Genomic DNA, 22,356 nt, shown 5'->3' on the forward strand with positions numbered 1-22,356 from the left:
AGAAACTATGAAAAAAGGTTTCACGTTAATTGAATTATTAATAGTTGTGTTAATTATCGGTGTGTTAACTGCAATTGCTTTGCCGCAGTACCAAACCGCCACCGATAAAAGCCGGTACGCTACTTTGATGCCGATGGCCAAGAGTGTGGCTAATGCCCAAGAAGCATTTTACATGAACGGCGGACACTATTCGGAAGATTTGGCATACTTAGATGTACAGTTACCCAATGACCCGAGCGGTACGGTAGCTAACATAGGAGACGGATTAAAAGTAGAGATTAGTGAAGATACGGATTATGGATATGTGAAAATGTCCAAAGAGGGGTTAGAGAATAACTACATTATTTACCAAGATAACAGTCTAAACTATCCCAAAGAAATCCATTGTGAAGCGTTAAGCGGTAGTGACCGGGCAGAGCGGTTGTGTAAAGCATTAGGCGGCTCCTATATCAGCGGGAGCTTAAGTGAGGGATATGATACGTATGTGCTGGAAGGGGGCGGCAGTGGTACTCCGTGGAGCTTAGCACATGCCGACACAGGCACTACGGGTGTGGAAGGATGTGAATCCTATCCGTGTATTAAGGAATGTACAGGGGCTATTAGTGCTTGGGTTGCACAAGCTTTCGGGGCAACTCCGAGTTGCGAGGCAATTTATCAAGAAGATGGGAGTTTTGTGGAAAAAGCTTGTATAACAGGACAAGGCTGCATGGTTGTTGATTATACAGAGAACGGTATGGATGGAATGTTGTGTGACGAAAGTGGAACAGTATGTCCGATTTCAGGCCAAACAGATGCCAATGGTAATATTACCTCCTACCGGAGTTGTGAAAGTTCTTTAAACATAGGGGCAGACGGTAAGTGTGCTGGTTATGATTATGGGTATGATGCTACTTACGATGGTAATGGCAACCAAACCTCTTATCGACATTGTGCGTTTGATGAAAATGGGCAATGTAGCAGCTATGATTATGGGAGTGACTATACTTATTATGCTAATGGACAAGAGGCTACAAGGAGCGATTTTAGTGAAGACGGTTCTGGAGATAACTATACTTTTGATGAGAATGGTAATGTAACCTCTTTTAGGTACTGCTCTGCTGTTGACGGGAACAAGCAATGTACCGGGGAATATTATTCCGGTGGTACCTATACTTACAACGGAAATGGTGATCTGATAGCTTCTAGTTCTTTTTATTATGGCTCTGGAAATGAGACTACTTACGATGGAAATGGCCATACTGTATCTACTCGAAGCTGTGCTACTGACGGAGAGGGTGCATGTACCGGTGGTTATACTTCGGGGACGGATTATTCAGGTTATGATGAAAGTGGTAATTATTTATCATATACGTGTGCAATTGTAGATGGACAATGTAATAGTTACAGTACCGCTTATGTGTTCAAAAAAAGAACAGAGGGTAGCTGGGGTGGTGTCGCAGAATGTAAAGCTTGGAGTGGAAAAACTTGTACTTCTTGGTGTCGTACTCGATATGGCTATACTCATCAATGCAGTTCTTCACCAGAAACTTTTTTACTAGATGATAATGTGTAACAGAGAAGTTACGAAAATTTAAATTTTCCGTATGCGTGCGTGCAGAGCTTACATAGATGATATCTTTACCAGCCGTCCTATTTTGGGCGGCTGTTTTTATGGCGTCATATTTTCCTAGTTAAACAAATAGATAGTTTTACGTGCCTAAAAAGGTACAATATAGCTATCTATATAGAAAGGAGTTTGTATGCTAAAAAAATCATTTTTTTCTCTTTTATTTATTAGTTGTTTTTCGCTGGCGGGGGCGGAGCCGTTGCAAGTGGTATCTGTTTCTCCCAAGGGAGATGTTTCTCATGCCGGAAAGCGGGCCATCCAAGTTACCTTTAATCAACCGGTCGTGGCCTTGTCTGAAAAAAATGCTTTTGCTCAAGGAAACTGCCCGCTGGTTATTACGCCTGCCGTTGCCGGCACTTGCCGATACACAGGCACTCAAACCTTACAATTTGAACCTGCTGAAAACTGGAAAAATGCTACAGAGTATAAAGTTTCTTTACCGGCCGGATTTTCTTCTTCCGTGTCTAAACAGAAACTAGCCAAAGAGGAAAGCTGGTCTTTTACGACCCCTCGCCCGTCGGTGCAACAGGTACTTCCCAGCTCCAACGAACAATGGATTGATGTGCGCCCGCTCATTTATGTCAAAATGTCTCAGCCGGTAGATTTAGAAATAGCTAAACAAGCCTTTCATTTGACTCATCCGCTAGCGGCACAAGAGCCCAGCTGGTGGGAGCGTATCAAAGCGTATGTATGGTCAGAAAATTTGCCATCTAATTCACAAGTGGCAGAAGTGCCCGTGACATTGCGTCGTCTTACCGCCAAAGAAAAAGAAGATAATTATTCCTATTTAACGCATACCAATCAAGTGTTTGTAGCAGAAGTGCAAAAAGATTTACCGGTGCAAACCCCTGTTACAATTACCCTTTCTAAAAATTTGCACGGTACGGAAGGCCCTTTGGGTTTAGCAGAAGATTTTACTTCTGTTTTCCATACCTATCCTAAACTTCAAGTGGCCGGAGCCAATGTGGAGGGGTGTTTGCCATTTGACGCACATATAGATTTTACTTCTCCGGTGCGCTTGTCAGATTTAATGAAGCATATGACGATTTCCCCGCAGGCGGCCTTGGCTGAGATTACAGAACAAGAAGCCCAGACCTTAGGCTATCAACGTTACGTGCCGGAAAAGCAGGAAGAAGAAAAACCGGTTTCACATCCGGTGCGATTGCCCGCCGGTACGGGTTACTTTGTCATGCCTCTTTCCTTTTTGCGTTTGCAACCTCATCAGCCGGTTACGGTTACGATTGATAAAGATTTGACAGATATTTACGGACAGAAATTGGGTCGGTCTCGCACGTTTACAGTAACTAATAACGGGTATTGTCCTGCGGTCGTATTTAAGGGAGGAACCGGCGTATTAGAAAGCTATTTGCCGGCCCGTCATCCCATTGATGTGCTCAATGAGGAATCGGTCGAGGTATATGCGGCTCGGTACGGAAAAGAAACTTTTATTCCGTTTGCACAAAAAGATATTCCTTATTGCAAACAAGCGGAACTGGATAAAGCGGCGGTGCAGTATAACGGAAAATATGATTTCCATATTTCTGCGGACAAAACCCGAAAAACTTATTTAGATTTATCACGCTTTCACCCCAGTGCCCATGAGAGCATTATCTTTTCACAAGTGCGGGTTCCCAGTGCGTATCGGGCAGATGGTTTCTGCTGGGTGGGCGCTACGGATAATATTACCGATCTGGGAGTCACTCTTAAAACTTCCCAAGAAAATACGTTAGTGTGGGTTACTTCTTTGCAAACAGGAGAGCCGCAAGGCAATTTGAACGTAGAACTCAGAGACAGCTCTAACCGCACGGTATGGAGCGGTAGCACCGATGCGAACGGATTAGCTTGGGCTCCCGGGTGGAAAGAATTAAATGTAAAAGCCGCCAATCGTTGGAGCCGACCGATTTTATATGCTTTTGTCAGTAGCGTGGGAGGAGACGCGGTACTAGCCAGTGACTGGAATGACGGACTGGAATTATGGCGTTTTAACATCAATTATGATTATTCTCCGCAGGGTAGTACACTTAAAACCGCGCTTTTTACAGACCGTGGCGTATATCGTCCGGGAGAGACCGTTTATCTAAAAGGACTCACGCGTCAGTTGAAAAAAGGAGCGTGGCAATTACCGGAAGTTTCGAAGGTATTGGTGAAAATTTACAATTCTCGCGGAGACGAGATGTTTAAGCAAACAATCAGCTATCAAAAAGGATCGTTTGACTGGTCTTTCGTGCTGCCCAAAGAAGCCACAACAGGTACCTGGCAAGTATATGCAGTACCTGAGAATAGCGAAGAAGATACCATTTACTCTTTTCAGGTAGAAGCCGTCAAGCAAGCAGATTTTGAAGTGAATGTGCGTGAATTGCAGCCGTCATATATCGGTGGACAAAAAGCAGAATTTACTGCCTCTGCCCAATATCTTTTCGGAGCACCGGTAGCCGGCGGAAAAGTAAAGTGGACCGTACGCCGAGCGAATGAATGGTTTGATCCGAAAGGGTATGATGATTATATTTTCGTTCCCTATTTCCTGTCACGGGAAGATCAAACAAAAGATGGCTTGTTGGTGGAATCTTCGGGAGAGTTAGATGAGCAAGGAAAAATTAATTTTTCCGTTCCATTGCCTAAAGTATCTCGCATGCAAATGCTGTATGCAGAGGTAGGAGTACAAGCTCCCACCGGCCAAGAATTATTTGCTAGAAAAAGTATCCCTTTGTATCCGGCCGAATTCTATTTGGGAGCTTATATGGAACGCTGGTCGACCGAACTGGGAGAACCGGTCAAAGCCCAGTTGCTTGCGGTGAATGAAAAAGGAAAACGTGTTGGCCCCGTGCAGGTCAAAGCCACGATTGAAAAAGAAGAGTATTTATCCATTCGTAAAAACGGTCTTGCCGGGCGTTTGGAATGGGTTAGCCAGCGACGTACGAAAAAATATCCTTCTCAAACATTCACGGTTGGTATGGACGGATATGATTTTTCTTTCGTGCCTGACAAAGCCGGTAGTTATTTGATTACCCTGTCGGCTAAAGACAGTCAAGGGCGCACCGTACGCGGCGGTTTTGAAGTGACGGTATATGGAAAAGGCGAGGCCTATTGGAAGCAAAATGATGATGATATCCTCGTACTCAAACAGGATAAGAATTCTTACCAAATTGGAGATACGGCCCGTATTTTAGTGCAAAGTCCGTACGAGAATGCAACCGCACTGGTGAGCGTCGAACAGAATGGAGTATTAGACAGTTGGGTCACTCCAATTTCTGCCGGAGCCGATTCAATCGAGGTGCCCATCAAGGCCAGTTATACTCCAAATGTATTTGTGAGCGTGACGTTGGTGCGCGGCCGCGCCGAAAAAGCAGCTTACGACGAAGAAGGATTAGATTTAGCAAAACCGCAGGGAAAAACGGGATATGTACAGTTGATTGTTTCGCAAGAAGAACGGGAAATTACGACGACGGTTTCTCCCGCTAAAACTGCGTACCGACCCGGGGAAGAAGTGCGGGTCAAAATTAATACGCGAGTGCAAGATAAACCGACACCGGCCGAAGTAACATTTATGGCAGTGGATGACGGAATACTTTTGCTAACCGGTTATCAAGTACCCAATTTAATGAAAGTATTTTATTTCTTGCGGCCGTTAACTGTTTTAACTGCTGACAACCGTTCCTTTTTAATCGGCCAGCGTAATTTCGGTGAAAAAGGAGAAAATCGCGGCGGCGGCGGTGGGTTAGGCAATAAATTAGGCGGCGCGGATTTACGTAGCCATTTTGAGTTCACCCCTTACTTTAATGCGACCGTGCGTACCAATGACAAAGGAAAGGCAGAAGTGAAATTCAAATTGCCGGATAATTTGACGAAATTCCGTTTGATGGCCGTGGCATCTACCGTCAAAGAATTCGGATCCGGAGAAGCTACCATTACGGTGTCAAAGCCTTTGATGATTACGCCGAAAATGCCGCGTTTTGCCCGCCAGTCAGATGAGTTTTCATGCGGCGCAGTCGTCTACAATTATGAAGATGAAAAAGGAATCATTACGGTCACCGCGCGTGCTTCCGGCGCAGTAACACTGGCAGAAAAGACGCAACAAATCCACGTGCAAAAAGGAGCCGCGCAAGAAGTAACGTGGCCGTGTCAGGCTAAGGAACTGGGGCAGGCAAGTGTGATCTTTACTGCTAAAGGAGCGAAAGAAGAAGATGCCGTGCAACATGCATTTTCTGTTATCCCCGTGGAAAAACAACAGACGCTGGCGTTGTATAGTGCTACAGAAGACACGCAAACCCAGCAATTAGAGAAACCGGATTCTGTCAATCCGCAAGTACCCAGTACCGTAAATCTTTCACTCGCTTCTACGGCTCTATTGAATTTACGGGGAAGCATGTTGTATTTGCTCACGTATCCGTACGATTGTTTAGAGCAGAAAATGTCTAAAATTTGGCCGGTCATAGAAGGCGCTGATCTGATAAAAGATTTCAAGTTGGGCGACACCACTTCCTATCGGAAAAAAACGCAGGAAATTTTAGATGAAATACCCTCTTACCAACACAGTTCCGGCGGATTGGGTTATTGGCCGCAAGTACAGCCCGATCCGTATGTAACGGCTTATGCTTTAGAGACAGCTTATCACGCCCAAAAAGCAGGTTACAAAGTGCCTACGGACTCTTTGAAAAAGGCCAAAACTTGGTTGAAAGGTATTTTTAACGGTAACAAGATGCACGCTTATCCATACTCGTCTTTGGAAAATCAAACCGTACGTGCGTATGCCGTGTACGTATTGGCTTTATACGGGGAGAAATTGGAAAGTCATTTCAATACGTTATATAGCCATCGTAACGGATTGAGTTTGGCCGGGCAGGCTTATTTGTTGCAAGCGGCTAAATTGCTTGGCAAAGGAGCAGAAATCGAGAAAACATTGGCACAAGGATTACTAAATCAAGCGCAATACGGAGCTCAGACCATTCATTTCTCAAGCGGAGAAAATCAGCCGTGGTTGCATATGAGTGCCGTGAAAGAAACTGCTGTGAGTTTGGATGCTTTATTAAAAGCGGGTGCTTATTTGCAACAACCGTATCAGGTCGTGCGTTGGCTCATAGAACAGCTTAATGCACAAGGTCACTGGCAAAATACCAATGCAAATGCCGCTGTATTTAGAGCTTTGCATACATACTATACGTTGCAAGAAGCGCAGGAGCCGCAGTTTAAGGCGGCTGTTTCACTGGACGGGAAAGAAGTGTTTCACGCTCGTTTTGAAGGACGCAGTGTCGAAACACAGCAGACTGCTTGGCCCTTTAATCAGGTATATGCCAAACAAGATCAGGCGACTGTACGGGTGCAAAAATCCGGCGCAGGACGAGTTTATTATACCTTGGCCCAGACCTATGCGCCTAAGGCATATACAACGCCCATTCAGGCCGGTTTTACGCTCACGCGTCAGCTGACAGACTTGAAAGGCAATCCTGTTACTCGCTTGCAAGCCGGTGAGCGCTATAAAGTAACCTTGAAAACAAGTACTTCATCGGCCTATTCTTTTGTGGTGCTGGAGGATTTTATTCCTGCCGGTTTTGAGATCGTCAATACCAACTTAGCCACCGAAAGCCGCAACGATGCAGATTCTCTGCAAAATTCGGATTGGGGTGGTTTTGAACGGGATGAAAAATACGACGACCGCATTGCTATTTTTGCGGATTATTTGAACGCCGGTGAAAATGAGTACAGTTATTTGGTACAGGCGATGACAGCCGGCACTTATCAATATCCCAGCGCATGGGCCAGCCAAATGTATGATCCGGCGGTATTTGGGCGTAACACTACGCAAACATGGACAATTGAACCTTAATGAAAAAGTTAGCAGTTTATTTGGCAATGGGACTTGTTTTACTTCCCCGTCTAACGAACGGGGAAGTATTGTCTGTAGAGGCGGGCGCGGTATCTGTGCCGGCTTCCGTGCAAGTATTGGATAATCAAAATCATCCGTTACAGACTTTTTTATCTAATCGCCAAACTTATTCCGAACCGGTGTCTTTATCAGACATTTCTCCTTTTGTTTTGCTAGCCGTACAGGCGGCAGAAGACCGTCGTTTTTATAAACACCATGGCATTGATTTTAAGGCGGTGTTGCGCGCAGTTTGGCAAAATGTACGATGGCACGGTATTGTGTCGGGGGCTTCTACGATTACCCAGCAATTGGTGCGCGCCTTGCATCCTCGGCCTAAGAATTGGCGTAACAAATGGATAGAAGCGTGGGATGCGTGGCAGTTAGAGCGAAAGTATTCTAAAGATGAGATCTTGCAGCAATATCTAAATATACTGGAGTTTGGTAATCATACGCAGGGTATTGAAGCCGCGGCGCGGTTTTACTTTGGTGTGCCGGCCAGTGAATTATCCGTGGCACAGAGTGCCTTGCTTGCCGGACTGATTCAATCGCCTACGCGGTTAAATCCGCTTAAAAATCCGGAAGGGGCACTGGTCCGTCGCAATCGAGTACTGCAAGCTATGTATCGAAATCAGTTTATTACGCAAGAGGACTATCACTTGGCTTTATCTGAACCCTTGGCTTTGCAAGCTACTACCCGTCCGGTACAGGCACCGCATTTTTCACGACTGATTTCACGCTTAACTTCACCCGGAGAACAGGTGCAGACTTTTTTGGACGCAGATTTGCAACAGTATGCTGAAACTACCTTGCAAAGACACGTAGATCGCTTGGCAGAGGAACATGTGACCAATGCCGCCGCTGTGGTGCTGGATAATCAGACAGGAGCGGTTTTGGCCTATGTGGGATCAGCTGATTTTGAGGATGTGGAGCATGCCGGACAAGTAGACGGAGTGCTGGCTAAGCGGCAACCGGGATCTGCCTTGAAACCGTTCGTGTATGCATTAGCTTTGGAAAACGGATTTACGGCGGCTAGTATTTTGCAAGATGAAGATACTTTTTTCGAAGGAGGATTCCGGCCGCGTAATTACGATGGTAAATTCCATGGGGGAGTATCGGTACGACGTGCATTGGCCAATTCGTATAATGTGCCTGTTGTGCGCGTGGCAGAGACGTTAGGCGCGGCGCGTATTTTGCAAGAGTTACATGCTTTTGGATTTGCTTCATTAAATCATCCGGCAGAATTTTATGGACTGGGAATTGCCTTAGGTGGGGGGGAAGTAACTTTGTTAGAACTGGCTAATGCTTATAGCGCTTTGGCACGCGGGGGACTTGTAAAACCAGTGGTTTTTGCGCGCGAACCACGACTGCAAAGCAATACTGTTTCCGTGCGTGCAGTGCCGGAGGAAATCAGCTATATCATTACCGATATCTTGGCTGATAATGCCGCGCGGGCGGATGCTTTTGGCTTAAATTCTGCGTTACAATTTCCTTTTCCGGCGGCTGCCAAAACCGGCACGAGCAAAGATTATAAAGATAATTTTGCAATCGGTTATACTGCGCGTATTACGGTGGCGGTTTGGGCGGGAAACTTTGACGGATCTTCGATGCAAAAAGTATCCGGTGTGACGGGGGCGGCTCCCATTTTGCATGATATTTTAGTTTATGCAACTAAGCGTTATCCGGCCGGTCCGTTTGCAAAACCGTACGGAGTAGTGTCTGCACGTATTTGTACGCACAGCGGACTTTTAGCCGGAGAGAATTGTGCCGCTACGCGCGAAGAACTTTTTACAACGGACACCATACCTACGCAAATTTGTGACGGCACACATGAGAGTATGCCGGCTCCGTTACAATTTATTTTCCCCGTGCGAGGAGATGTGTTTGTGTATGATAAATCTTTGCCCGATACTTCTCAACAACTGCACATACAGGTTTCCGCGCAAGCGCCGTGTTCGTGGCGGTTAAACGACCAGCCGCTACCGGAGACGGAGTCTGAATTTTGGTGGCCGCTTCAAAAAGGCAAATTTGACTTAACGGTTACATGCTCGGGGCAGACGGCCCAAACATTTTTTACGGTATTGTAAATCTTTTCTTTGTTTGGCCGTTTTTTCGTCGGGAAATAAAAAAGGCTTGACATCGTTTTTTTTTTTTTTATACCATTTAAAAAATTAATTCTCGGCCGTGCGTTATTTTGCAGAAAATGCACTGTCATTCCGCAGAACACACACTGTCATCCCGCAGTGTCGTAGTGCGGGATATAAGTAGTTTCGCAACGGCGTTATACCCCGCACAGAAATCTTGCGGGGTGACGGCAGGGAAAAAAGGAGGGTTGTTTATGTTTGTAAGAAATAACAGAGCTTTTACGCTTATTGAGCTGTTAGTAGTAGTCTTGATTATTGGTATTTTATCGGCCATCGCCCTGCCTCAATATGAAAAAGCGGTTGTTAAATCGCGCTTTGCGGAAGCTTTTGTGAATTTAAAAACAATTGCTAATGCTGTGCAAGTATGTGAATTAGAAACAGGGACACAAGCTGCAAATAATCATAATATTGGATGTGCTAATTTTGACAATTTAAGTATTGATATAGGAGATATAGCGGAGGATGGTGCTCGGGCTACAACAGAGAAATTTTGGTATTACGCAGGCCCTCATACTGCTTTGATAAGTGATAATGTTAAAGCAGTTGCTGTTAGTAGAGAGTGGGAGTATTGTGTATGTATATATGGTGATGGACATTTTGAGGGCCATGTAGATGATGGTGCTTATACAGGAGGGAAAATACCTACATTTGATATTTCTAAACTTTTACAAATAGAGGATACTGGAACCTGTGAATGTGCGTAGATAAATTATTTTAAAAGTCCTACTCAATCGAGTAGGACTTTTATATTATCTTTCTTTTTGATGTTTCAAACTGGCCTTGACTAGTCCGTCAAATAAGGGGTGCGGACGCTGCGGGCGAGAGGCAAATTCCGGGTGGAATTGTCCGGCGATGAAATACGGGTGATCGTGACGCTCCACAATTTCCGGCAACACGCCTGCATGCCATCCGGTTACATAGAGCCCGGCTTTTTGCAATGCTTTGACGAACTTGGGATTGAATTCGTAGCGGTGGCGGTGACGTTCTACAATGTGGTCTTTTTTGTACAATTTGTGCGCTAAAGAACCTTTTTCCAAGTCTGCGGTGTAATTGCCCAAACGCATGGTGCCGCCTTTATAAACGACTTTCTTTTGTTGCGGTGTCAAATCCACTACAGGATGTTTCGTTTTGGGATTAAATTCCGTAGAGTTAGCATCTTTCATACCGCATAAGTGGCGGGCGGTTTCTATCACGGCGCATTGCATACCCACACAAATGCCCAAGAAGGGTAATTTGTTTTCCCGTGCGTAGCGGATGGTTTCAATTTTTCCTTCAATTCCGCGCGTACCAAATCCGCCCGGAATTAATACCCCGTCCACTTCTTTTAGTTTAGCCACGACATCATCTTTTTCGGTATTAATATAGAGAATTTGTACCTTGGTGTCATATTTCATACCTGCATGACGCAAGGCCTCGTTGACAGATTTATAAGCATCTTGCAGTTCGGAGTATTTTCCGGCGATGGCGATTTTAACTGTTTTGGACGGATTTAAGGCCTTATCAAAGAAAGCAAATGATTTTTCATCTACGGATTTTTTAGCCTTTAATCCCAGTAGCGACAGTACGCGTTGATCCACTTTTTGGTGATAAAAATTTTTAGGTACTTCGTAAATGGATTTCGCATCCGTACATTCAATCACATTTTCTGCCGGCAAACTACAGAATAAAGAAAGTTTATCTTTCAGTTTTTTAGAAAGCGGTTTTTCCGTACGGCAAATCAGCATGCTGGGTTGGATACCCAGTTCACGCAATTTATTGACGGAGTGCTGAGAGGGTTTTGTCTTGAGTTCTTGCGCTACTGCAATGTAAGGAATGAGGGTCACATGCACACTAATTACGTTAGCAGGGCCTTTTTCTTGGATTAATTGGCGGGCCGCTTCTAAGAAGGGCAAAGACTCAATATCGCCTACCGTTCCGCCGATTTCAATGATAGACACATCAAAATCTTTTTCAAACGCGCAAAAACGTTTTTTGATTTCGTTCGTAATGTGAGGAATAACTTGTACGGTAGCTCCCAGGTATTCGCCACGGCGCTCTTTGTCAATCACGGTTTGATAAATGCTGCCGGCGGTGTTGGTATTTGCTTTGGTCATTTCTACGTCTAAGAAACGTTCATAGTGGCCCAAATCCAAATCCGCTTCCGCGCCGTCCACCGTCACAAATACTTCTCCATGTTGATAAGGGGACATAGTGCCCGGGTCCACATTAATATATGGATCGCACTTAATCATATTTACTTTTAGGCCGTGTAACTGCAATAGTCTTCCGATACTGGCGCCGGAAATTCCTTTTCCCAAAGAACTAACTACCCCGCCGGTAATAATAATAAATTTGCTCATTTAATTCTCCTTTATCAATAAAAAATCTGCTCAAAAAAGGGAACTCCCGCCAAAGCGGGAGTTCTCGCTTTAAGAAAGTTTTAGATACGCTTCGGCGGCCAATAAATCTTGCTCTGTATCGATGGCCGGGCCGGTACCTTCAATAACTACGCACTTTAAGGTCATGCCATCTTCCAAAGCGCGTAACTGTTCCAGTTTTTCCAGTTTTTCCAGCGGGCTCTGCGGTAACTGTACAAAGCGTTCCAACGCTTTACGTTGATACCCATAGATACCGCAATGTTGCCAATAAGGAATGTTTTTGTTGGCGTCCGTAATTTCTCGTTTGTAGGGAACACGAGAGCGTGAAAAATACAAAGCTTTTCCGTCTTTATTGAGCACGGCTTTGACACAGTTAGGATTGTCAATTTTCTTGTCATCTAAGGTGGCAATCACGGCGGAAGCAATGTCACAATCGGGCTCTGCTTGCAAGAGAGCAGCAATTTTTTGGATGGTAGAGGGAGCAATAAAAGGCTCATCTCCCTGTACATTAATAATGATTTGCTCCGGACGATCTTTAGCAGCCTCATAAATGCGGTCTGTTCCGCTCTGGCAGGTATCGCTGGTCAGTACGGCATGAGCGCCAAATTTGGCCAAAGCATCCACTACGAGTTGACTTTCTGTGGCAATCAGCACTTCGCCAACGTTTGCTTTTTTACAGGCTTCGTACACATGCATGACAACGGGTTTACCGGCTAAAAGTTTCAACATTTTACCCGGCAAGCGCGAAGAACCATACCGCGCAGGAATGACAATCAAAACATCTTTCATGGTAGTACCTTTTCGATCTCTTGTACGGTGGCGGTAGCCGTGCCAGATTTGCTCACCACAATGCCGGCTGCATAGTTGGACAGTACGGCGGCTTCATGCAGTTTGGCTCCGCAGGCTAAGGCTAAAGTGAAAACAGAAATTACCGTGTCACCCGCACCTGTTACATCATATACTTCCTGTGCGGTGGCTTTTACGGTGGTGGGTTTGGCTTTTCCTTTTTCAAACAAACTCATACCGTCTGCACTACGGGTAATTAAAATAGAATCAGCCTGTAACATTTTCAAAATTTTCTGACCCAATTTTTCGATGGCTTCTTCGCCGCTTTGGGGGGATAAACCGGCTCCTTCCCAAGCTTCTTTCGTGTTGGGGGTCATACAAGTAATATTTTTGTATTTTTTGAAATTATCCAACTTAGGATCCACACATACGGGGATTTTGCGTTTGCGGCAGGCGTCTACCAAAGTTTTGATATTGCTGTCGCTGAGCATTCCTTTACCGTAGTCGGATAAAATAACCCCTTTGGCCGTTTTAAGTGCGTGATTAAAATTCTGCATACATTCCACGCTTACTGCCGGAGAAATAGTGTGTTTACTTTCGCGGTCATAGCGGACGATTTGTTGTTGCTCTGCCATAACACGGATTTTTTGCGTGGTAGGGCGGTCATAATCTTCTGCAATCCCCTGAATGTTAACTTGTTGTTTGCGCAAAAATTCTTTCAAAATTTCACCGCCGGCATCCCGACCGACGACAGATATCAAGGTAGGCTTGGCACCTAAAGCCGCCAAATTGACGGCTACGTTACCCGCTCCGCCGGCTACAAAAAATTCCTTGTTTACTGCCACCACAGGCACCGGAGCTTCCGGTGATATGCGAGAGACAGAGCCCTTGATAAAGTGATCTAGCATCACATCGCCGACCACGATCATTTCTTTGCCTTTAAAAGCGCGTAAAATTTCTTTGAGTCTTTTGGTTGTTACGGTTTTCATGAGGTCCTCTTGTAATCATTATAAAATATTTGTAGGGGCTTGTCTTTGATAAGCCAACAGCTCCGCCGATACAGAGCCGATAAACACTTCCACCGACATTTTGACAGGCATTTTATACTCATCATCTGTTAGCCAGACTTTGAGACTTTTTCCTTTGGATACAAAAATGCCTTCTTCGCGTATTTGCGGTTCTACGACTACACAATTAAATTTGCCGGCGGCGGTTTTAACAGTTTCTTTTTTTAATACTTTTACGACTAACGGATATTGTTTTTCCCGATTGACAATGTCAAAAATAATATCTCGGCCGATTTCTATTTTCTGGGCACGCACATAGTATAAAGCACTGAGCACATCTAATACTTTTATTTCCAGCGGCCCCTGGATATTTTTGGGGGCTTCTTTTTTTCGAATTTGTCCTCGATATTGGTGGTTTGTATAATCAAAAGTAAGCCATTCATCGCGTTTGTAATTGCCTTCCCGAACACTTTGTCCGTATCCGAGGGAGTAGAGTTCTGCTGCGTCCAGCCAAGACTGGTTGATATCCCGCACTTTGAACACGGCATCAATTGCAGCTGCGGAGAATGCGGTTGTTTGTAATAAGTAGGTCGGCCGGCCGTTGATTTGCATGAGTCCGCGGTTGTGAATATAAGCAGTTCCGGCTTTCACAAAAGAATAATAAATACCGTATTTTAACTGTTCGTATGCCCAAGGCGCCTGTTGCGGCTTATCTTTTTCTAAAGATTCAGAGGCATACGGGTGTAGTAAACGATTGGTCAAATCAATGGTATCTTCGTGGTCAAAAGTGGGTTGTTGGGCAAGCGGAGCTTTTATTTCCGGTTCGACGGGAGCAGGGACAGTGGTGGCCTGTTGCACAGTTGTCTTGCTGGGCGCCGCCGTGGAAGCGGTGGTGCGAGGTTTCGGCGTAGTTACGACGATCTTTTGAGCGGAAGGAGCCGCAGATACCGTAGCGGTTTTCACTTCCGTAACAGGCGTTGGTGTGTAGTCGGTTTGTGTAATAGTTTCTTGTTTGGTTTGTTGGGGGGTAGAAGTGACGACAGCGTTTTGTTGACGGCTGTGGCAGGCTAAAAGTAGCAAAGGGAGGACAAATGCGAATGCTATTTTAGTAGTCATCTTGTTTGTCCTCTTTCAAAATATATCGTGCCGCAGTCAGCATATCAGACGCAATGAAATCAGGTTTTAGATCGGGATATTTTTGCAAATGATGTTTACCGTTGGCAGTTGTTACCAGTACTGCGCGGCAACCCAATTTTTGACCAAAGAGTATATCTGCTTTTTTATCTCCCACCATAAAGGAATGGCTGACATCGATATTGTATTTTTGAATCAATTGCTCGCCCAGTAAAGTGCCTGGTTTACGGCAGGAACAAGCCTGATCGGGCGCGTGCGGGCAAAATACAATATCACGTATTTGAATCGGTTTTAATAGTTCTTTCAAACGGTTATGTACCGCCAGCACTTCCTTTTCCGTAAAGTAACCGCGACCAATACCGGATTGATTGGAAACAATAAAAAGTTGAAAGCCGGCTTTGGTAAGCCGAGCCAAGGCTTTAGGGACGGGAGCATACAATCGCACCGCAGCCGGATCGGATAGATAAGTGCCCGGTCTTTCGTGGATTAATGTGCCGTCACGGTCAAAGAAAACAGCTTTTATTTTATTTGACATTCCGGATGCTCCTCAAACCATTTCTGACCCTCTTTTTCGCGTTTCCAACGGTTATGAGCCCAAAGCCAATTTCCCGGATACTGGCGTATCCATCGTTCGTAAACATCGGTTAATTGACGCGTGAACGCTCGAATATTTTCTTGGCTATATTCCGTCGGTGGAAGCAGGGGGTCTTCTACGGTACAAATGATGCGCCCGTTTTCCCGCGTGACCTTGATGGGAAATACGGGAAGTTGTAAGCGAATAGACAATAATGCGGTGATGGGGGACACGGCGGCCACCCGTCCCAAAAAGTGCATAAAAATTTCACTGGCGACGGCATTTTGATCCGTTAAAATGCCTAACATTTGATGTTTTTTTAATAATCGAACAGCAGTAAAAAAGGGATTGGCGTGATGATTGCTGTACACGGTTATTCCACCAAATACATGGCGCAAACGATTTGTTTCTTCGTCGACATAAGGGTTGTCCACTTTTTGGGCCATGCTGTTAGATTCAATCCCTGCCACGCCGACAGCTAAACCAAATGCTTCCCAGTTGGTAAAGTGCCCGATGTGTATAATACCGCCGGTGTGCTGGCGAGCATAGTGCAATTTTTCTATTCCGCGTATTTCCACTTTTTGCGTAACTTCGTCAGCAGACATGGCCGATAAATGCACAAATTCCGCTAAAATTTGCCCCATATTACGCCATGATTCACGCGCAATTTCTCTTGCTTCTTCGATGGATTTTTCGGGGAATGCGAGTTGTACATCGTGTACACTGCGCTCAAAACGTTTTTTTAGGATATAAGTTATGTTGCCGGTGCAAAAACGGCCCAAAGCGCAAGCCGCACGATAAGGAATTAATCGCAAACAAAAACAGGCTGTTTTCAGCCCGACATATTGCATGAAATAAGAAGGAGATTTCTTAAAGCGCATACCTTATTATACTAACTTTATCCGGCAATAGGGCAAGGCCGACAAGTTTTGCAATAAATGCTACAATATATCCACTTTACTTAGTAGTGAGGATAATTATGGACGCACTCAAATTACGGGAAAAATGGAAACAAAATTGGGCGGGACGATTTCTTTTGTTAATAGCCAGCAAAATATATGGATTAGGGGTATATTTGAACCGATTGGCCTACGAGAACGGTTGGAAGGCGGTGCGGTCCGTCAATTCTCGGGTGGTGTGTATCGGCAATATCACAGCCGGAGGAACCGGTAAAACTACGGCAGTGTTGCTAGCCGCTATGGCACTGGCCAAAGAAGGAATAAGAGTGAGTATTGTGTCGCGCGGATATAAACGCCAGCAACAAAATAAAGACGAGGTGGTTATTTTGTTCGATAATCCAGATGCGGACTGGCGCTTGGCCGGAGATGAGCCGTATATGATGAGCCGTTTGCTCATCCAATATAAAGTACCCATTGTCATCGGTCGCAACCGTGCAGCCGCCGCCACGGAAGCATTGCGCCGCTTCAAAAGCCAGATTATTTTGTTAGACGACGGATTACAACACCATGCATTAAAAAGAGATGCTAACATTATTTTAATTGATGCTAAAAATCCGTTTGGAGGTGGGCACCTGTTACCGTTGGGAAATTTGCGCGAGCCGTTGTCTGCACTTAAAAGAGCTAATTTGGTGGTGCTGACACATTGTGATCAGGTGGACATGCGGAGCTTGGAAGAAACGAAAGATAAAATCCGCGAATATAACGATTTGGTAGATATAGTTGAAAGTGTGCATGAGCCGGATTATTATTTCGACGTATGCAACGCGCAAAAAGTGGATTTGAAAGAAATCAAAGGCGAAGTAACTTGCTTTAGTGCCTTAGGCCATCCGGAGACTTTTGAAAATACCTTAAAGGGGTTGGGCTTGACGCTAAAGCAAGTGTGGCGTTTCCCGGATCATCAACGTTACACGGAGGAGCATTTGCGTACTTTTGAACAGACGCGTCACGGTCTGCCTTTGGTGACTACCTTTAAGGATTTTGTGAAGTTCCCGGATAATTGGCGCGAGATTTTAACTACGGATGTATATGTACTTTCCGTCAATCTAAAAATTCGCGGAGGGGAAGGGGAATTTGATAAATTTACCGACGCTCTTTATCCCAAATTCTCTCGTATGAGAAGATAATAACCGCTTTTTACGGGTTATTTTATTTCTATTAAAAACTAGTAATGCGCAAGGGAAAATCCCTTGCGCATTTTTTATTTGTTGGCCGTTTTATCGTCGGGAAATAAAAAAGGCTTGACTCGTTTTTTTTTTTTGCTACGATTTCTTAGAACGCCGCTGTTTTCAAGGCACTTGCTTGTGAAAGATTGCATTACGGGCGTTTTAAGATGATTAAACAGGAGAATAGAAATGTCAAGGAAAGCCTTTACTTTAATTGAATTACTAATCGTAGTTCTGATTATCGGTATTTTGTCAGCTATTGCTATCCCCATGTATCAAAGTGCAGTAGATAAGAGCCGCTGGAGCACTTTATTAGCTCCGGCCAAAGCCTTGCAAACTGCCCAAGCCGCTGCTCATATGGAAACCGGAGCTTATGCCGATAATACCAGCGCCTTGGTGGTGTCGTTAGCAGGCGAAGCCGAAGACAATAAATATATTATGGCTGACGCAGAATATAGTATTGATACCAAAAACGATAATCAAAGCACGATTACGGGAGCATTAACGGCATTACCCAATGTGCGCTTATCCATGTTCTTAAAAGATCCGGAAACGTATTTATTTTGTGATGCTAAGACTGGGGATAGTAGAGCCGAGCGCTTATGCGGGAGTTTATTAGGTGGTACGAAAGCCAGCACGAAGGACGGCTACACAAAATATCTATTAGATTATCCCGGCCCATGTGCATGGGCTAACAGTACGGGACAATGTTATACTAGCGAAGAAGCACGTTGCACAGCTTTGGGTATGCCATATAATAATGGAACATGTGGATATAAGAACGAAAATGGTGCTACGATTAATGAAGGCGGTGTTTGTGACGGTGATGACAGTTGGGGTAATAACAGTAATAGTGCTGAGAGATATGAACATCAATGTCGTCATGCAATCGTAAATGAAGATGCAATTTGTCTTTCAAGTGGTTATGGATCCTGTGCAGATTCTGAAATAAATAATGGAGGAATTTGTAAAGTAACAGGAAGACAATATGGTTGTATTCGGGCAATTATTAATGCAGGAGGCGTATGTCTTGGAGAGGGGGGGCAAAATTCTTGCATAAATGTTACAGTTAACGGTGGAAAATGTATTGCAAAAACTTCAGGGGCATGTGCGGGAGGCACCTACACTAATGGTGGGTGTTGCGAAGATTATGGACAAGGTTATTGCCCGTCAGACGCTCCAAAATGTTAGTATATTTTTGAATAAACCCCTCTCTTTTTCTACAATGTAAAAAGGGGGGGAGAAGATGAAAAAAACTATTTATAATTTGCAGTTTAACGAGAGTTTAACCTATCAGCAAGGTCATCTGACCTACACGTGGATACGTGTGCCGGGCGGATGGAATTTGACGGTAGAAAATGCGACGGGGGGAATAACCAATACATTCATTCCGCAGCGCAATGAATTTACCGAAGTGGCGCGCGAAATGGAAAACAAAGCGACGGATATGGTGGGACTGAAAGTCCTTGAAAGAGAAAAAACAAATTAAAATTATAACGATATAAAAAGGGGGGAATAACTACTTTTTCCCCTCTTTCTTAATGGAAAAATTATTCCTCAAACGCGTAAACTAAAGAAAAGTCCTGGTTTTCCCCCTGTTATTTCTTTCTGCATTTGCGCGCGAGATGGCGCCCGATATAGGCTATATTTCCTTGTTTGTGCCTAACTGCACACGTGTTTTCTCAATAAATTCCTAGCAATATACTAGCAAAACCCTTTTATACAGGTTGTTTTCGGTTAGAATAGTGTCGCATGTAGGGTTTCTTGTTATGTTAGGACCCTATGCCACCGGCTTTTCTGCTACATGCTACACCGGCTTTTCCGTTTAGACCCTAGCCCAATACCCCCATTTAATAAATAAAAGGGTCTTGGCAGATCCCCAAACGGATAAATTCAAGAAAATTAAAACTAATTAAAATGCCCTAGATTGTTTTGCCCCATACCCTAGGTACCCCAAAATCAATCTGGGGCGTTTTTGCAAAAATGCTATTAAATTTGCATTTTCAAAAACAGCAAAAAAGGAACAATTTTGTGCCTAAAGATGGCAAAATGGGGAACAAAAATTTAGGTCAATACAAAAATAGACACAATTTTTTTGCCTGCTAAAATCTGCTTAAAGTTGGTTTTATAAAAAATCTAAATTTATCTATAGAAATATATAAAAAATACTTAAAAAATATATATTTTTATATTTTTTATAATATTCTATTTAGAAAATAAAAATACTCTTTTCTACCTGCTTTAGTTAACATAATAAAAATTATCGTTAGTTATTAATATCAAAAAAACGGCCCCCCTTGAGCCGTTTTTTATGACAATTTGCAAAAAATGTAGATTAGGTTGTATTTTGAAAAATCTAATAATCCAAATTAGATTTTCTACGCTAGAAAAAGGGGAGAAAAAGAGACATTTATGTTTTTTTATCAGACCGTAAATGGGGAAAAAGTCCGCTTTTTTAGGGCTAAGAACAAACTCAAAAAAAGTGTTCATCCCCCCTTTTTCTCTAAAATTATGGATTTTGCGTCAGTTTACCGGCTAATACATAGGCTTTTGCAAAGCCTTCGTCAGAGAGAAGATAGAGACGCGAGCGTTTACTGCCGACGGAGCGGACGGTGCCCATTTTCATTTCCCCGCCCAAGACGCGGTCCAGTCTTTCCCCTCCGTAGCCGGACTTTTTGAGAGATTTTGAAAGGGCTAATGCGCTATAGCCGTCGGGGAGGCCGAGTAATACCTTGGCCGCGGCCAGCAACACCAACGCCGCCGTATCGGAGGTAAGTAAGCGGTTTTTCCGACGGAGAAATACCATATTATCTTCCACTCTTACGATTTCCTCCCATAATCGCACATCCGGCATGCTTTGTGTCGAAGAGGGCGCGACCCTTTTGGCGGCGCGTTCTGCGGCGGAAATGGTCGTATTAATTGGCGGTAGCGCCGTTGGTTGGTTTCCCCCCTCTGCCGTCGGCCAATGATGGGGCCACGCGGCAGATCCGCTTCCGGCAGATTCCTCGACGGACGGCGTATAGGAAATAGTCGGGTCTGTTTCGACGAGGTGCGTGGCAGATGCCGCAACAGCCGGTACGCGCGATGTTTTCCGGCCGTCTTTTCCTATTAATTGCAGGAAGTCCGAGCGTTGTTTGTCAATAAAATCAGGGCTTCCTTCGGCTTCAAATTCTTCACCGGAGCGGAATTTGAAACGGATCTTGACCTTATCGTTTGAGCTCTGTTCCATATTGCAAAATCTCCCTCAAAAATGCATTTCAAAAGTTATCCACTGCGTCTTTCACAGCTTATTGACATATAATAAAACATTTTTTGACATATGTCAATATATGTCAATTATATGTCATTTTATGTCAAAATCTTGTGAATAACTATTTTTCTCGACGAGAAAATAAAAAATTTAAGTCTTTGCCTTACGGAAAAAACGCAAAAATCCGGTTGATTTTCGGCAAAAAATGCCACCTAATAAAGATTATTAGATTTTTTTGTGGCTAAAATGGGGCAGGCGCGGGATGTTTTGATTTGGGCAAAATGCAAAAAAAGAGCCTAAAATGAGAACTGCCATTTTAGGCTCCAAACAGCAAAACTGCAAAATTAAGGTTGATTTTGCGTGGTTTATTTTTTAACAACAACCACAATTTGAAGAGTCCTCTGGTATATTCAATAATTTTGAGTAATCAAAGCTAGTTGCTTTCTAAAAGTGCTAAAATAAATCTATGAAACAGTTTGCCCCCCTCCTCTTAAAGTGGTACGGCGTACATAAGCGCACGTTGCCTTGGCGGGATATCAAAGACCCCTATAAAATTTGGATTTCCGAAATTATCCTGCAGCAAACCCGCGTGGCACAGGGGTATGATTATTTTGTGCGTTTTATCAAAAAATTTCCGGACGTTAAAAGTTTAGCCGCCGCCAAAGAGGATGAGGTGCTCAAACTATGGCAGGGCCTTGGCTATTACAGCCGCGCGCGCAATTTACACGCGGCGGCCAAAAGTATGGGCGGAGTTTTCCCCCGCACTTACGAGGGCGTGCGCGCACTCAAGGGAGTGGGCGATTATACGGCGGCGGCTATTTGTTCGTTTGCCTATAATATGCCGCATGCGGTGGTGGACGGAAATGTATATCGGGTGCTATCCCGCGTGTTCGGCATAGATACGCCGATAGACAGTACCGTTGGGAAAAAAGAATTTTCGGCACGGGCGCAAGAGCTACTCGATAAGCAAAATGCCGGCGATTATAATCAAGCCATCATGGATTTCGGGGCGACGTGTTGTACGCCGCAAGCGCCGCAGTGTGGCAGTTGTCCGATGCGGAAATTTTGTGTGGCTTGTGAGAAAAATCTGCAAGATAAATTGCCCGTCAAAACGCAAAAGACTAAAATTTCTACACGTTACTTCCATTATATATATGTGGAGCAAGGTAAATTTACGTGGCTTCATAAACGCGGGGCAGGCGATGTATGGCAAAATTTATATGAGCTGCCTCTTTTAGAGACACCGACGGAAAAATTGGATGTTTCGGCTGAAAAGCAACTCAAAAAATGGTTTGGCGCGGCGCAGGTAATGCCTGCCGGAAAGCCGGTCAAACACGTTTTGTCACACCGCATTATCTATGCACATATATATAAAGTAGTACTCCCCCCCACTCGCAAAGTACCGACGGAATTTTTGCGCGTGCCGATTAAAAATTTACCGAAATACGCTATCTCTCGCCTGGTGCAAAAATTATTGGAAAAGATATAAAAAAACCCCACCTTTCGGCGGGGTTTTATG

At 44.3% G+C, this 22,356-nt stretch carries 14 protein-coding genes and 1 pseudogene; 8 read left to right on the forward strand and 7 right to left on the reverse strand.

Annotated elements, in window-relative coordinates:
- Positions 1-7 precede the first annotated feature (7 nt).
- The 4 genes and pseudogenes from IKN49_05120 to IKN49_05135 all read left to right on the forward strand — a co-directional run bounded on the left by IKN49_05120 (position 8) and on the right by IKN49_05135 (position 10,311).
- Positions 8-94 (forward strand): annotated as a pseudogene (locus IKN49_05120) (prepilin-type N-terminal cleavage/methylation domain-containing protein).
- 1,645 nt (positions 95-1,739) lie between these two features.
- Positions 1,740-7,427, forward strand: coding sequence for an Ig-like domain-containing protein (locus tag IKN49_05125; GenBank protein MBR3632418.1), 5,688 nt, complete (start codon positions 1,740-1,742; stop codon positions 7,425-7,427).
- Positions 7,427-9,550 carry a penicillin-binding protein 1C gene (gene pbpC / locus IKN49_05130; GenBank protein MBR3632419.1) on the forward strand — a complete coding sequence of 708 codons (2,124 nt, stop codon included), beginning with the start codon at positions 7,427-7,429 and terminating at the stop codon, positions 9,548-9,550. The genes IKN49_05125 and pbpC overlap by 1 nt, the downstream gene beginning before the upstream one ends.
- A 251-nt stretch (positions 9,551-9,801) precedes the next feature.
- On the forward strand, positions 9,802-10,311 hold the full coding sequence (locus tag IKN49_05135) for a pilin (protein MBR3632420.1): 510 nt from the start codon (positions 9,802-9,804) through the stop codon (positions 10,309-10,311).
- Positions 10,312-10,356: 45 nt separating this feature from the next.
- Here the strand turns inward: IKN49_05135 and IKN49_05140 are convergent, their stop codons facing one another.
- The 6 genes from IKN49_05140 to IKN49_05165 form a co-directional block, all read right to left on the reverse strand.
- Positions 10,357-11,946, reverse strand: coding sequence for a CTP synthase (locus tag IKN49_05140; GenBank protein MBR3632421.1), 1,590 nt, complete (start codon positions 11,944-11,946; stop codon positions 10,357-10,359).
- A gap of 69 nt (positions 11,947-12,015) precedes the next feature.
- Positions 12,016-12,753 carry a 3-deoxy-manno-octulosonate cytidylyltransferase gene (kdsB, locus tag IKN49_05145; GenBank protein MBR3632422.1) on the reverse strand — a complete coding sequence of 246 codons (738 nt, stop codon included), beginning with the start codon at positions 12,751-12,753 and terminating at the stop codon, positions 12,016-12,018.
- A complete protein-coding gene (rfaE1, locus tag IKN49_05150) occupies positions 12,750-13,739 on the reverse strand; it encodes a D-glycero-beta-D-manno-heptose-7-phosphate kinase (protein ID MBR3632423.1) in 990 nt (329 codons plus the stop codon). Before rfaE1 ends, kdsB begins: the two co-directional genes overlap by 4 nt.
- 18 nt (positions 13,740-13,757) lie before the next feature.
- Positions 13,758-14,873, reverse strand: a complete 1,116-nt coding sequence (locus IKN49_05155) for a DUF3108 domain-containing protein (protein MBR3632424.1) — start codon at positions 14,871-14,873, stop codon at positions 13,758-13,760.
- Positions 14,863-15,426, reverse strand: a complete 564-nt coding sequence (locus tag IKN49_05160; protein ID MBR3632425.1) for an HAD family hydrolase — start codon at positions 15,424-15,426, stop codon at positions 14,863-14,865. The genes IKN49_05155 and IKN49_05160 overlap by 11 nt, the downstream gene beginning before the upstream one ends.
- Entirely contained in the window at positions 15,411-16,346 is a 936-nt protein-coding gene (locus tag IKN49_05165) for a hypothetical protein (protein ID MBR3632426.1), read from the reverse strand. Before IKN49_05165 ends, IKN49_05160 begins: the two co-directional genes overlap by 16 nt.
- 98 nt (positions 16,347-16,444) lie before the next feature.
- Between IKN49_05165 and lpxK the strand changes: the two genes are divergently transcribed.
- From lpxK to IKN49_05180, 3 genes are all read left to right on the forward strand, one after another.
- The gene (lpxK, locus tag IKN49_05170) at positions 16,445-17,548 is read left to right on the forward strand and encodes a tetraacyldisaccharide 4'-kinase (GenBank protein ID MBR3632427.1); all 1,104 of its coding nucleotides are present in this window, start codon (positions 16,445-16,447) and stop codon (positions 17,546-17,548) included.
- Positions 17,549-17,776: 228 nt separating this feature from the next.
- A complete protein-coding gene (locus IKN49_05175) occupies positions 17,777-18,778 on the forward strand; it encodes a pilin (protein ID MBR3632428.1) in 1,002 nt (333 codons plus the stop codon).
- 55 nt (positions 18,779-18,833) lie between these two features.
- Positions 18,834-19,076 carry a hypothetical protein gene (locus tag IKN49_05180; GenBank protein ID MBR3632429.1) on the forward strand — a complete coding sequence of 81 codons (243 nt, stop codon included), beginning with the start codon at positions 18,834-18,836 and terminating at the stop codon, positions 19,074-19,076.
- A gap of 1,020 nt (positions 19,077-20,096) precedes the next feature.
- On the opposite strand, the gene IKN49_05185 is transcribed toward IKN49_05180, so the two are convergent.
- Positions 20,097-20,816, reverse strand: a complete 720-nt coding sequence (locus tag IKN49_05185) for a hypothetical protein (GenBank protein MBR3632430.1) — start codon at positions 20,814-20,816, stop codon at positions 20,097-20,099.
- Positions 20,817-21,303: 487 nt separating this feature from the next.
- Here IKN49_05185 and mutY point away from each other — a divergent pair, with 487 nt between their 5' ends.
- The gene (mutY, locus tag IKN49_05190; GenBank protein ID MBR3632431.1) at positions 21,304-22,326 is read left to right on the forward strand and encodes an A/G-specific adenine glycosylase; all 1,023 of its coding nucleotides are present in this window, start codon (positions 21,304-21,306) and stop codon (positions 22,324-22,326) included.
- Positions 22,327-22,356: the final 30 nt, after the last annotated feature.

The organism is Elusimicrobiaceae bacterium, from assembly GCA_017528825.1.
Lineage (GTDB): Bacteria > Elusimicrobiota > Elusimicrobia > Elusimicrobiales > Elusimicrobiaceae > Avelusimicrobium.

Bases quoted from the DNA above. Each gene is read 5' to 3' on its own strand.
- IKN49_05125 (MBR3632418.1), top strand. From the start codon at position 1,740: ATGCTAAAAAAATCATTTTTTTCTCTTTTATTTATTAGTTGTTTTTCG.
- pbpC (MBR3632419.1), top strand. From the start codon at position 7,427: ATGAAAAAGTTAGCAGTTTATTTGGCAATGGGACTTGTTTTACTTCCC.
- IKN49_05135 (MBR3632420.1), top strand. From the start codon at position 9,802: ATGTTTGTAAGAAATAACAGAGCTTTTACGCTTATTGAGCTGTTAGTA.
- IKN49_05140 (MBR3632421.1), bottom strand. From the start codon at position 11,946: ATGAGCAAATTTATTATTATTACCGGCGGGGTAGTTAGTTCTTTGGGA.
- kdsB (MBR3632422.1), bottom strand. From the start codon at position 12,753: ATGAAAGATGTTTTGATTGTCATTCCTGCGCGGTATGGTTCTTCGCGC.
- rfaE1 (MBR3632423.1), bottom strand. From the start codon at position 13,739: ATGAAAACCGTAACAACCAAAAGACTCAAAGAAATTTTACGCGCTTTT.
- IKN49_05155 (MBR3632424.1), bottom strand. From the start codon at position 14,873: ATGACTACTAAAATAGCATTCGCATTTGTCCTCCCTTTGCTACTTTTA.
- IKN49_05160 (MBR3632425.1), bottom strand. From the start codon at position 15,426: ATGTCAAATAAAATAAAAGCTGTTTTCTTTGACCGTGACGGCACATTA.
- IKN49_05165 (MBR3632426.1), bottom strand. From the start codon at position 16,346: ATGCGCTTTAAGAAATCTCCTTCTTATTTCATGCAATATGTCGGGCTG.
- lpxK (MBR3632427.1), top strand. From the start codon at position 16,445: ATGGACGCACTCAAATTACGGGAAAAATGGAAACAAAATTGGGCGGGA.
- IKN49_05175 (MBR3632428.1), top strand. From the start codon at position 17,777: ATGTCAAGGAAAGCCTTTACTTTAATTGAATTACTAATCGTAGTTCTG.
- IKN49_05180 (MBR3632429.1), top strand. From the start codon at position 18,834: ATGAAAAAAACTATTTATAATTTGCAGTTTAACGAGAGTTTAACCTAT.
- IKN49_05185 (MBR3632430.1), bottom strand. From the start codon at position 20,816: ATGGAACAGAGCTCAAACGATAAGGTCAAGATCCGTTTCAAATTCCGC.
- mutY (MBR3632431.1), top strand. From the start codon at position 21,304: ATGAAACAGTTTGCCCCCCTCCTCTTAAAGTGGTACGGCGTACATAAG.